This is a genomic window from Enterococcus sp. AZ063 (assembly GCF_051715045.1).
In the GTDB taxonomy this organism is placed as follows: domain Bacteria; phylum Bacillota; class Bacilli; order Lactobacillales; family Enterococcaceae; genus Enterococcus_D; species Enterococcus_D casseliflavus.
In genome coordinates this window covers 1,456,435-1,468,014 of the sequence record NZ_JBIOTA010000001.1, presented here as the reverse complement: position 1 = coordinate 1,468,014, position 11,580 = coordinate 1,456,435, and the positions used below count along the sequence as shown (strand labels likewise).

The following is an 11,580-nucleotide window of genomic DNA, read 5'->3' as shown; positions in this document are numbered from 1 at the left end:
TAAGAAAATTTGGACAACAAAAAAAACTGATTTCAAGCAGCAGACATACCAATGTATGACTGGTTGAAATCAGGTTTAGTCTTTCATGCAATTTGGAGTATATTTAGATCATTTTTACTCCGTTTTACTAGATTATCTTTTACGTCCCAAAAAGAACGATACGACTGCCACGAAAATGACCGCGCCGATAATCGCTGGCACGATAGCCATTCCTGCTACTTGCGGTCCCCAAGTGCCAAAAAGTCCTTGACCAATCGATGCGCCTACAAGTCCTGCAACGATATCAAAAATACAACCGCGTTTTTCGCCTGCAATGGCACCACCGATTGAACCGATGACCGCTCCAACGATCAATGTCCATAAAAAGTGCATACTAACCCCTCCTAAACTTTCTTATAAAAAGGGTACCATATTGAGAATCAATTGGAAAAATATATGCTCTCTTGTTATTTTCTGCGAGTGAAGGCTCGTTTTAATACATCAAAAAAGCCTAATGAATGCACCATATGGTCTGGATCGACGTATTCACGAATCGCTCGCAAGACTTTTTTTGGTTCTTTTGAGGAGAAGGTATACGTGCCATTCTTTTTGGTGCGGATCGCATAGCGTGGTATCCAACGTCCTTTGAACATGACCGAAGCGATCACATAGTCGACATCTTCCCATGGGATCTGAATAAACTTGCGTTTGTCACGGTCATTGTAAAACTCAAAGGCTTTATCGCCGATCATGATTTTGCCGTACTCATTGATCCCTAAAAAAGACGTAGCATCGATCGTCAAATCCACTTTTGTATTAAGAGATTGTACCATTTGCGCTTACTCCATTCTATATCGTCTTATTATCTTATTATACGTCTTTGCAGCAGGTTTGGCGAATAAATAAAAAGGTACTTGGGTTGCCCCAAGCACCTTTCGTTGAAAAGATTATAACAATCCGATCAAGTGTCCACCGATACCGACTAAGAATAGACCGATAATAATGATGATTGGAGAAACTTTTTTCTTCAATAACCACATACATAATAAAGTAAGCAATAGTGCAGCTAGACCAGGAATCAATTGATCCAAGTTGTTTTGCAATGTTGTTACTTTTGTATCAGTCAACGCACGGCCTTCAGCAACTTGTTGGAAGGCTTGTTGCAAACCAGCAGAGCCAGAAGGCAAGTTCGCCCAATCGACATAAGCACCTTCATCAAGCGGTACGCTTGAGACAACTGGCGCAAATGAGATCGATACCCAACGCTGAACGAGTGACCCTAATACGAACATCCCTAAAATTGAAGCACCTTTTGTTACATCTTGCAACAATCCGCCTGAAAGGTCATCAGTGATTTTTGAACCAGCACGGTAGCCGAATTCTTGTGTGTACCACATAAATGCCCAACGGATGATGTTCCATGCAACGAAGAAGATGATTGGACCTAAGATGTTTCCAGCTAAAGCAAGAGAAGCACCTAGAGCACCTAACATCGGACGTACAGTAAACCAGAACACAGGGTCACCGACACCGGCTAAAGGACCCATCATCCCAACTTTTACCCCTTGGATCGCTACGTCATCGACAGGCGCGCCATTGGCACGTTCTTCTTCTAGCGCTAAAGTTACCCCTAAGATTGGCGATGCGATATATGGGTGAGTGTTAAAGAATTCTAAGTGACGCTTCAATGCAGCGGCACGGTCTTCTTTTGTTTTGTATAATTTTTTGATTGCTGGAATCATTGAGAATGCCCAACCACCATTTTGCATACGTTCATAGTTCCATGAACCTTGAATGAAGGTAGAGCGCCATGCTACGGCTAAACGATCTTTTTTATTTAATTGAATTTTTTCTGCCATTTTTTTCTCCTCCTTCGATTCTAATAGTCATTCAAGATATCGCCTAGAGGGTCGCCAGTGTTGCTGCCGCCGCCTCCATTTGATGATCCGCCCATTTTAGTTAGGTTCAAGTAGATCAATGCGATTGCTACTGCCAAAGCACCGATAGCGATCAATGTCAATTGAGAAATAGCTGCGATAACGAAACCGATAATGAAGAATGGCCATACTTCGCGAGTTGCCATCATGTTGATAACCATTGCATAACCAACGGCAACGACCATACCACCACCGATAGCCATACCATCAGTTAACCATGCAGGCATTGATTCTAAGAAGTTTTGAACAGTTGCAGCAGGAATTGCCAACAATGCAGCTGCAGGAATCGCAATACGAACCCCTTGCATACATACAGCGATCACATGCCACATTTCGATTTTACGAATGTTGCCTTCTTCAGCAGCCGCATCCATAAAGTGAACGATTGGCACAGCCAATGTACGAACGATCATTGTCAAGAACAAACCAGCAACAGCTAGAGGGATCGCAACGGCAATCGCTGTATCAACACCACCAGTTCCTTGTCCACCTAAAACTAAAATAATTGCAGATGCAACAGACGCCAATGCAGCATCAGGTGCAACAGCGGCACCGATATTTGCCCATCCAAGTGCGATCATTTGTAATGATCCGCCCAAAATGATACATGCTTCCAAATTACCGGTCACTAAACCGATCAAAGTACACGCGACTAGCGGTTGATGGAATTGGAATTCATCCAAGATTCCTTCCATACCAGCTAAAAAGGCAACGAGTACTACTAATACCATAGATATAATAGTCATGATAGACCTCCTATTTAGTTGAATACGTTTCTATTTATTCGCCAATTCATTTTTGGCTTTGCGTAAGATTTCGTCCATGTTGTCTCGAGAGTCATTTGGCACTTTACGCACATCAAATTTGATGCCGCGTCCTTTTAGATCTTCAAATGTCTTCACATCGTCCGTACCCATCGACAATACTTTACTTACAACAACTTTCCCAACAGAGTGAGCCATTGAACCAACGTTCACTTCAGTGATGTCAACGCCGCCTTCAACTGCACGCAATACATCTTGTGGGTTTTCAAATAATAGTAAAGCTTTCGTATTCCCGAAACGAGGGTCTTTAGAAACTTCGATCATTTTGTCCACTGGAATGACGTTCGCTTTTACTCCTGGAGGAGCTGCTTGTTCGATCAGTTTTTTACGCAAATCATCTTTTGCCACTGCATCAGAAACAACGATGATCCGAGATGGATTGACTGATTTTGTCCAAGCTGTAGCGACTTGACCATGTAGCAAACGAGAATCCACACGCGCAAGCACGATTTTGATTTTGCCATCGCCTAGAACAGTTCCCGGAGGAAGTGATCCTTTAGGTTGATCGTCTTGCACAGCTTTTGGTGCTGTCGCTTCTTCTGGTTCAAGCTCTTCTGGTTTGACCTTAACCCCTTCTTTAGCTGTTTCAACGATGTGCGCAGCGATTTCATGCGCAGTGTTCATTGAAAAACGTGAAGCATAGGCTTCGATCACCATTGGTAAATTCATACCAGCAACGATTGCCCATTTGTCTTTGTGATCTTCAAACAAGCTGTTTGCTTGGTTGAAAGGAGTACCACCCCAAAGATCAACTAAGAATAATACTTCTTCTTGATCGTCAAATGTAGCAATTGCTTCTTGCATTTTTGCCTTGATGTCATCTGGACCTTCACTTGGCATCAATGTAACAGCTTTAACATTTTCTTGTTCGCCGAAGATCATTGAACCAGATTGCAAAATGCCGTTAGCAAATTCTCCATGACTTGCTAGGATAATTCCTACCATCTTTTTACCTCCTATATCAAAATTGAAAAATGTGACACGAATACGAAAGAAAAAACAACATCGAAAAAATTAAGGGTGACTACCTTCTTTTTCCAAAATATCCTTCAAAAAGATTTTACGATCAGCTGGAACTTTGCGTATCTCTACTTCTATGCCTTGATTTTGCAAATAAAGCAGCGAAGCAAGATCTTGATCATTGACTGACACGAAATTAGTGATCATCCGTTTTCCCATTGAAAAGCTCATGCCGCCGATATTGACGGAACGAATGTCAATGCCTCCTTTGACCAGAGTCACGACATCTTGAGGGTTGGTAAATAATAACATGACTTTTTGCGTATTAAATAATGTGTTATGCGCCACCTCAAGCATTTTTGCTACTGTCACCACATTGGATTTGATTCCTGGTGGAGCAGCTTCTTTCAAGAGAAACTTCCGTAATTGGTCATTTGCGACCTCATCACTGACCACGATGATTCGATTGATACCAGTCATTTTCGACCAAGCTGTGGCGACCTGACCATGAATCAACCGATCGTCGATTCGGGCAAGACGTATATCCATTCCCATTGTGCAAGCCTCCTACATCCATCGATCCGCTTTTCATATTGAGGATCTGTTCTTTTTTCAATCACCTCCTGTATCCACTTATATAGAAGCAAGAAGCGTGCCAAGTTTTTTCGATACACTATTCTTGAAAAAACCTTAAGAATCAGCATTCGGACAATACACTAAAAAAGATACACTAAAAAATACTGTATCTTTTTTAGTGTATCTGTATTATTTGCAGGATTTAAAAATACATTTCTTTTTCGTGATGGTTTTTGATCAGCTCCAGCAGGTAATACTCTTCTGTCTTAGGCACTTCGATATTCATCAAGCGCGAAAACGATTGGACATGCACATGCAATTGGCCGTAAAGAGGATTCTCCTCCATCGCTGCTAAATCAATTTCAGAAACAGTCAATGGCTGCCGCAGTAAGATCCGCTCTAGCATACCTGCGCCATGCATCACAAAATTGATCTGAAAGCCTTGCTGCGCCCCTACCAAATCCAAATCGTGAATGATCTCTTCGCCAAATTTCCACAACGGCTCTACCACTTTTTTCGCATTGATATAGGTAAAGTTTTCCTCTAAATACCGAACACAGATTTCCTTTGCCTGCCGATCATCTAGCTGCACTTCATCTTCAAAACTCAAATCGTTTTCCAATAAGATATCATCCAACAAAAGATCAACATCTTGGTCGATAAAACGTTCTAATGAAATAAACGGTGCATCGATATGCGGATCAATGATCCCCGTTGCAGCAATCAGCCGGTAGCGCTGTTGAATCTGATCCAAGTCCGTTCTCAGATCCGCCACCGATAAGGTCACTACGTCAACATTTTGATTTTGGCGTTTTGACAATGAGCTTTGGATCAATTCTTTGATGCGCTCCGCTGTCCCTTTTCCCGAAGCGCAGACCGCTAGAATCGCTTTAGGGTGGTGGTTTTGTGTCACTGGTTCTTCCACAGTGACCGCTCCGTATCCGCGGAACTTCCGTAATGAATCATAGAGCTGATCGAGGTCTGTGCCGATCACTGATGCTTTACGGACCGTCTCAAGGACGATGGAGGTAGTCACCATATCGACTGTTCGAACAGCCACACCCGTTTCTCGCTGGATTTCATTATTAAAGGTCGCTAAGGACCCCATATCGACTAAGAGGATCACCCCACTGCCGTCATTGACTGCTCGTACACTATCCACGATTTTTTTCAACGCCACAGCCGGTGGCATATCTAATGGCATGTCCACCGCTGTCACTTGATCGACTTCCAACAGCTGCTTGACTACTTGTACCATACTACTAGCCGTACTGTTGCCGTGAGCTGCCACAACGACACCAATTTTCCCAGAGGAATGTGTCGTACGCAGTGAAACCAATAGAACTGCCAAGTAATAGGATTCACTTTCAGGAATCGCCACGTGAAAGCTGTCGCCGATGAAGTCGCGGACTTCTTTGGCAACTTCGAACTCTTGGGGGTAATCCGCCACCATTTGACGAATGTTGTCGTTGGTTTGCCGTTCTTCTCCCAAATGGATCTTTTTCAAAAAAGAACTGATATGCAAACTCATCGCGTAAATAAAGTTTTGCTGGAAATCGTAATTTAACCGTTTCCGAACCATCTCATAAATTTGATTTGTTACACTGATCACTTTCTGATCGACAAATTCACTTAGTTTATTGACAGAATTAAAAGAGAAGCCGTGATCTTTATAAAAAGATTTCAAATGAACATTGATATCGGTTGAAATAAAATGATTGATTGCTTCTTGATCCAAACCATCTGCTTTTAATAAGGCTGCTTTATCCCCGATGATGTCGTAGAGATTGTAAGGCAATTCATAGGAATCTGATTGAATATTGTTTAAGTTTTGATTCGGTTGAATGCTGATCTTCGGTTCAAGGATTTTAGAAAGCTCCGCCAGCTCATTGCGGCGATTCCCCAAAACGATCAATCCCGAACGAATTCCTTCTGGCAAATCGATCAAATCGATCTCAATCTCATCTTGTTGCATATGATTCAAAAAGCCCCGAGCACAGACGAGCTGGACATTGGATTTCAATTGACCGATATTCCCAAAACTGACACTGCCGATCAACGCTTTGACTACATCTTCTGTCAAGGTGATCGTCCGCTGAATACGGGACGCCTCTTGCCCGACTAACACCCGAACGAGATCGACTTTTTCTGATGCGGGTCGTTTCTCAAAGAAGGGCAGTTGAATATTGATAGGAATGCGTCGGGTAAAGGTATCTAATAGCGTTGAGTTGGGGTCTTCGGTAGTCGCTCCAACGATTCGGACATTCGCTTGATGATTTTTGCCCGTTTCCCCTAAACGACTAAACGTTCCATGGTCCATAAAGTAAAAAATCATTTCTTGCCCTTCTGGCGGTAATCGATGGATCTCATCGAGAAACAACATACTCTCATCCGCTTGATCAATAATACCGATCTTCTCTTGATCGGCACCCGTAAAGGCCCCCCGTACATAACCAAACAAATGGCTCATCAAAAGCTCTGGGTTATTTGCATAGTCTGCACAGTTAAAGACGATCAATTCTTTGTCATCGGCAATTACTTGATTGCTTTTGGCAAACTGAAACATTGCATGGGCAAAGTAGGTTTTCCCAGAACCAGTAGGCCCTGTGATCAAGCAGTTTAGCCCTTTTGGCGGATACAAGATCGCTGCTTTCGCCTGCTCAACGGCATTTTTCATACTTCCGTTGGCACCGATGATCGTCGCAAAAATATCTCGGTCAGAGGGTTTTCCTTGTACCCGTTGAGGGAAGGCTTTTTCTCTTTGCGGGCGACTTTCTTTGTAGCTTGGCACATACTTTTCCCTACTGCTGGGATCGACCCCTGCCGCCCAGTAGCGAACAGGCCGCGAGTCGCTTTTTTCGACGCGCCCTTCTTTGACAAGCTTATTTAAATCCTTACTGGCATTACTGCGCTGAATGGCTAAATGATCGGCAACTTCTGAAGTAGACAACCCTTTCTTTTCCCCTAAGCCGCTCATCGTATTTTCGACGATATATTGATAAATCCGTTCGATTCGCTTGCCCAACAGCTTCGCCTCCTTGTTTTTTCCACTTGAATACTTTACTCATTTTTCTATAAAAAAGCAACTTTTTTTCCGCACAGAAAAAGCAAAATACTTTGTTCGAAAGAGCAATAGAACGTCCTATCACATGCTACTCTCAGCATAAAGCATTTTGCCAAAAAAAGATATTCAAAAGTCAGGATGCGTTAGGCTTTTTCATTGGGAATGAACGCTGGTACCTTCTCAGGAAACCATTGCAGTTCTTTTTGCATCCAAATCACATCGTGCCATTGATTGAACTTATAGCCGACCTGCGCAAAATCAGCAACTTTCCGATACCCAAGCTTCTCATGAAAAGCCTCGCTTTGTTGATTGCCTCCTGTAATGCATGCAGTCAGATTGACCACGTTTTGCGCTTTTAATTTTTCTTCAAGCGCTTGATAAAGAGCGGTGCCGAGCCCTTTTGCTTTGGCATCCGGTGCTAAATAAACGGTTACTTCAACGGTCCAATCGTACGCAGCCCGTTCTTTATAAGCTGACGCATAGGCATAACCGACGATTTCACCAGCCTCTTCTGCAACGAGATACGGGTAGCGTTTCAAGGTCTTGGCGATGCGTTCCGCGAATTCTTGAACCGATGGCACCTCCGTTTCAAAGGTAATCGGTGTATTTTCTACATAATAAGCATAGATCGCTGTCAAGGCTTGGGCATCTGCAATCGTGGCAGAACGTATCGTCATAGAATCCCTTCTTTCAGTAAATTTTTTCCCAGTATACTCTTTCTGAACAAAAAAAACAATCCGCTTTTGACGGATCGTTTCCTAGTGATAAATGATTTAGCGGGCTTTTTCAGCTCCGCAATACACGGTAAGATGCTGTGGCAGTACCGCTACTGTGATTGGCAATTCCGGCCCTGGATCACCATCGACATTCGTTTCGATCGTTGCCCCATTCGTCAAACGAATCGCAGCTTTATCAAAAGTTTGATAACCAAGAACATCATTTGATTCCGTAACTCCTTTGAGAAGCTCAGGCACACTTTTGACAGTTTCCCAAAGATTCGTATCCTTTAAGTAGATCAGATGTAATTTGCCGTCATCGGTACTCGCTTTAGGCAAAAGAGATTCGAAACCGCCGATCGTATTGGATGAACCAACGATCATCGTACTGCTTTCAACCTCGATTGTCGTTTTTTCGCCATTATTTTCGGCGGTCACTTCAAACGGATGACTTTCATTTTTCCGCACTTCCCGTAGACCAGAAACAAAATAGGCCATTTTTCCCAGCTTGGTTTTTTCTTCAACTTCCACATTGTTGATCGCCGCTGGAATCATACCAATCGCCACCACATTGGTAAAATAGTCTTGATTGACCTGCCCAATATCGATTTTGCGGGTGTGATCCACTGCAAATGATTCGATAGCTTCCTTAGGATCTAGTGGAATCGCTAATGCTCTGGCTAAATCATTTACTGTTCCCAGCGGGAAGAAACCAAAATTTGGTCGTTTGTCATGAGGGGCTAAGCCATTGACCGCTTCATTGACGGTACCATCACCGCCCATTGCAAAGACACTGTCAAATTCTGCTGCCGCTTCAGAGGCAAAACGTGTGGCATCTCCTTCTTTTTCGGTATGTTTGACCACGATTTCTGAAAAAGCTTCCCGCAACTTTTCTTCTGCCAGCTGCTCATATTCCTGGGCCTTTTCCCCACCAGAGCTTGGATTGACGATCAATAATGCTTTCATAAAACAGCCTCCTTGTTTGGGTTCATTTTCTATGAATCCAGTATAACAAGTTTCACGAAACCTGTCTTAAACGACCTCCGCCTATCCCCCTACAAAAAAAACACAGCCTAATCAGACTGTGTTTTTTCGAGTACTCACTTCATTTTATTAAACCAATCGTTTACGCAAACGCCCAGAAATAAAATCAATGATCGTGACCGTCACCACGATCCCTAATAAAATGATCCCTACACGGCTCCATGAACGCGCATTGATGGCAAAGATCATCGGTGTACCGATCCCACCTGCCCCTACGATCCCTAAGATCGAAGCTGAACGGACAGCCAGTTCAAATCGATACAAGGTAAAAGAAAGAAATTCCGGGATCAGTTGCGGCAATGTCGCAAAGCCTAATACATCCCAGCGGCTTCCTCCCGCACTAATGACGGATTCCGAGGGACCATGGTCCATGTTTTCGATCGCTTCGCTGTAAAGCTTTGCCAGCATCCCAATGGAATGGACACTGACCGCCAAGACACCAGCAAAGGAGCCCGGACCTACCGTTTTGATAAACATGATGGCTAAGACGATTTCTGGAAACGTTCGAATCGCCGTCAGCACGATTTTCCCAAATCCCGATAACCAGCGAGGGCTGTTTTTGCTGCGCGCCGCCCAAAAGGCAAAAGGAATACTTAAAATCGATGACAAAAAGGTCCCAACAAAGGCAATCGCGACGGTTTCGATCATCAGACTGATCAAATCTTCGCCATCACCGGTATAAACATAGCCCCAATCAGGATGGATCAGGCCATAAAAGATCGAGCCGACAATTTGACCGACATTTTCTTTAACACCAGCAAAGGGCACGCCAGCAAAAGCCCAGATATAAAGGAGGATAACGACTACAGCGATCAGCCAATTCCGTATTTTTTTCTTTTTCGGTTCTGCTGGCAACATCATAATAATCGCTCCCTTACTCTATTACTAATGGTATCAATCACCAAAACAACTGCAAAAATCACTAAGACGATGATCGACGTCTGGTCATATCGAAATTGGCTTAAAGATCGTTGTAAGAAAACACCGATTCCGCCTGCGCCGATATACCCAAGAATCGTCGATGCCCGCACATTGATCTCAAAGGCATAAAGCAAGTAACTAAGAAAATGACTCATGACTTGCGGTACGACTGCATAGCGGATGATATCAAACTTCGATCCTCCAGAAGCCGTGATCGCTTCGATCGGACCTTCATCAATCGTTTCAATCGATTCATAAAACAATTTGGTGATCATCCCAAAAGAAAACACAGAGATGGAGATCACCCCTGCAACGGGACCAATTCCGACAATGGCAACAAATAAAGCCGCCAGCATCAAGTCGGGTACCGTCCGAATGATATTCAAAACAAAACGGAAACAACCACTGATCCAATGATTGGTCATGATATTTCGTGCTGCTAAAAGTGAAAACGGAAAGGCCGCCAGTGCACCAAAGGTTGTGCCGATGATCGCCATTTGGATCGTTTGCAAAATCGGCTCAACAATGATTTTGGCATATGCCCAATCAGGATGAGCCATCTTTTGTAAGATGACATTCATTTGACTGCTATTGCTAAAGAACCGTGCCAAATCAACACCTGAAATAGAGCCGCTAACGAACAATACCACTAAAAAAATGACGAGCCAAAGAACATTTTTCCATAGTCCGCTGCGTTTCGGCAACGTATTTGTCGTCATTGTCCCGCCCCTTCCTGCTCTTCCATGATCTCACTGCCATAAATCTGTTTCAATCGCTGATCGGTCGCTTCACTGACAGGGCCATCAAAAACCAAGCCTCCGTCTCGCAACCCGATGATCCGCGTGCCGTATTCTCTTGCCAATTGGACAGAATGTAAATTGACTACGATGGTGATCCCCAGATCTTGATTGATCCGTTTTAAGTCATTCATGACTTTTTCAGTGGTTAACGGATCCAATGAAGCAACTGGTTCATCCGCTAAAATAATCTTCGGCTCTTGCGTCAACGCCCGGGCAATCGAAACCCGCTGCTGCTGACCGCCAGACAATTCATCGGCTCGGGTATAGACTTTTTCTGCTAAATTGACCCGCTGCAGTGATTGGTACGCCAACTCTTTGTCCGCTTGCGGAAACAGACCAAGCAGCATTTTGATCGTGGGATGATAAGCCACCCGCCCCGTTAAGACGTTTCGCAAGACACTCGAACGTTTCACCAAATTGAAGCTTTGGAAAATCATGCCAATGTCTCGACGAATCAAGCGCAGCTCTCTTCCTTTTGCTTTTGTGATCGACTTGTTATCGATTAAAATCTCGCCGCTTGTGATCTCGTGCAGTCGATTGATGGAGCGCAGCATCGTCGATTTACCTGCACCGGACAAACCCACTACGATGACAAATTCCCCTTTTTTGATATCGATGTTCAAGTCCTTCAACCCCAACACCCCATTTGGGTATTGCTTGGTCACATTCTGAAATGAAATAATCGTTTCGTTCTCTAGAGCCATGATTCTCCTACTTTCTTTCCATTAGGTAAAAATTGCTGTCCATTCGAAAAGGGTA

General features: G+C 43.7%; 12 protein-coding genes. All 12 read right to left on the bottom strand.

The window, feature by feature from the left end:
* Positions 1-132 precede the first annotated feature (132 nt).
* Positions 133-372 carry a GlsB/YeaQ/YmgE family stress response membrane protein gene (locus IGK61_RS06720; protein ID WP_005225767.1) on the bottom strand — a complete coding sequence of 80 codons (240 nt, stop codon included), beginning with the start codon at positions 370-372 and terminating at the stop codon, positions 133-135.
* A 74-nt stretch (positions 373-446) separates the two neighbouring features.
* Complete coding sequence (locus IGK61_RS06715; protein WP_005225766.1) at positions 447-812, bottom strand: DUF956 family protein; 366 nt, start codon at positions 810-812, stop codon at positions 447-449.
* Positions 813-926: 114 nt separating this feature from the next.
* On the bottom strand, positions 927-1,838 hold the full coding sequence (locus IGK61_RS06710) for a PTS system mannose/fructose/sorbose family transporter subunit IID (RefSeq protein WP_005225765.1): 912 nt from the start codon (positions 1,836-1,838) through the stop codon (positions 927-929).
* A gap of 20 nt (positions 1,839-1,858) precedes the next feature.
* A complete protein-coding gene (locus tag IGK61_RS06705) occupies positions 1,859-2,662 on the bottom strand; it encodes a PTS mannose/fructose/sorbose transporter subunit IIC (protein WP_438844775.1) in 804 nt (267 codons plus the stop codon).
* Between the two features lie 30 nt (positions 2,663-2,692).
* Positions 2,693-3,685, bottom strand: coding sequence for a mannose/fructose/sorbose PTS transporter subunit IIA (locus IGK61_RS06700; RefSeq protein ID WP_005225763.1), 993 nt, complete (start codon positions 3,683-3,685; stop codon positions 2,693-2,695).
* Positions 3,686-3,754: 69 nt separating this feature from the next.
* Positions 3,755-4,249: a PTS system mannose/fructose/N-acetylgalactosamine-transporter subunit IIB gene (locus IGK61_RS06695; protein ID WP_026008065.1), complete on the bottom strand. Its 495-nt coding sequence runs from the start codon at positions 4,247-4,249 to the stop codon at positions 3,755-3,757.
* A gap of 229 nt (positions 4,250-4,478) precedes the next feature.
* A complete protein-coding gene (locus IGK61_RS06690; protein WP_074535756.1) occupies positions 4,479-7,253 on the bottom strand; it encodes a sigma-54-dependent transcriptional regulator in 2,775 nt (924 codons plus the stop codon).
* A gap of 230 nt (positions 7,254-7,483) precedes the next feature.
* Positions 7,484-8,017: a GNAT family N-acetyltransferase gene (locus IGK61_RS06685; protein ID WP_005225759.1), complete on the bottom strand. Its 534-nt coding sequence runs from the start codon at positions 8,015-8,017 to the stop codon at positions 7,484-7,486.
* A gap of 96 nt (positions 8,018-8,113) precedes the next feature.
* Positions 8,114-9,022, bottom strand: coding sequence for a diacylglycerol/lipid kinase family protein (locus IGK61_RS06680; RefSeq protein ID WP_074535684.1), 909 nt, complete (start codon positions 9,020-9,022; stop codon positions 8,114-8,116).
* A gap of 147 nt (positions 9,023-9,169) precedes the next feature.
* The gene (gene phnE, locus IGK61_RS06675; protein ID WP_010747988.1) at positions 9,170-9,961 is read right to left on the bottom strand and encodes a phosphonate ABC transporter, permease protein PhnE; all 792 of its coding nucleotides are present in this window, start codon (positions 9,959-9,961) and stop codon (positions 9,170-9,172) included.
* On the bottom strand, positions 9,958-10,740 hold the full coding sequence (gene phnE, locus IGK61_RS06670) for a phosphonate ABC transporter, permease protein PhnE (protein WP_074535683.1): 783 nt from the start codon (positions 10,738-10,740) through the stop codon (positions 9,958-9,960). Before phnE (IGK61_RS06670) ends, phnE (IGK61_RS06675) begins: the two co-directional genes overlap by 4 nt.
* Positions 10,737-11,525: a phosphonate ABC transporter ATP-binding protein gene (phnC, locus tag IGK61_RS06665; RefSeq protein ID WP_016610305.1), complete on the bottom strand. Its 789-nt coding sequence runs from the start codon at positions 11,523-11,525 to the stop codon at positions 10,737-10,739. Before phnC ends, phnE (IGK61_RS06670) begins: the two co-directional genes overlap by 4 nt.
* Positions 11,526-11,580: the final 55 nt, after the last annotated feature.

Coding starts and splice junctions, on each gene's coding strand:
- IGK61_RS06720 (WP_005225767.1), bottom strand. CDS start 372: ATGCACTTTTTATGGACATTGATCGTTGGAGCGGTCATCGGTTCAATC.
- IGK61_RS06715 (WP_005225766.1), bottom strand. CDS start 812: ATGGTACAATCTCTTAATACAAAAGTGGATTTGACGATCGATGCTACG.
- IGK61_RS06710 (WP_005225765.1), bottom strand. CDS start 1,838: ATGGCAGAAAAAATTCAATTAAATAAAAAAGATCGTTTAGCCGTAGCA.
- IGK61_RS06705 (WP_438844775.1), bottom strand. CDS start 2,662: ATGACTATTATATCTATGGTATTAGTAGTACTCGTTGCCTTTTTAGCT.
- IGK61_RS06700 (WP_005225763.1), bottom strand. CDS start 3,685: ATGGTAGGAATTATCCTAGCAAGTCATGGAGAATTTGCTAACGGCATT.
- IGK61_RS06695 (WP_026008065.1), bottom strand. CDS start 4,249: ATGGATATACGTCTTGCCCGAATCGACGATCGGTTGATTCATGGTCAG.
- IGK61_RS06690 (WP_074535756.1), bottom strand. CDS start 7,253: ATGAGCGGCTTAGGGGAAAAGAAAGGGTTGTCTACTTCAGAAGTTGCC.
- IGK61_RS06685 (WP_005225759.1), bottom strand. CDS start 8,017: ATGACGATACGTTCTGCCACGATTGCAGATGCCCAAGCCTTGACAGCG.
- IGK61_RS06680 (WP_074535684.1), bottom strand. CDS start 9,022: ATGAAAGCATTATTGATCGTCAATCCAAGCTCTGGTGGGGAAAAGGCC.
- phnE (WP_010747988.1), bottom strand. CDS start 9,961: ATGATGTTGCCAGCAGAACCGAAAAAGAAAAAAATACGGAATTGGCTG.
- phnE (WP_074535683.1), bottom strand. CDS start 10,740: ATGACGACAAATACGTTGCCGAAACGCAGCGGACTATGGAAAAATGTT.
- phnC (WP_016610305.1), bottom strand. CDS start 11,525: ATGGCTCTAGAGAACGAAACGATTATTTCATTTCAGAATGTGACCAAG.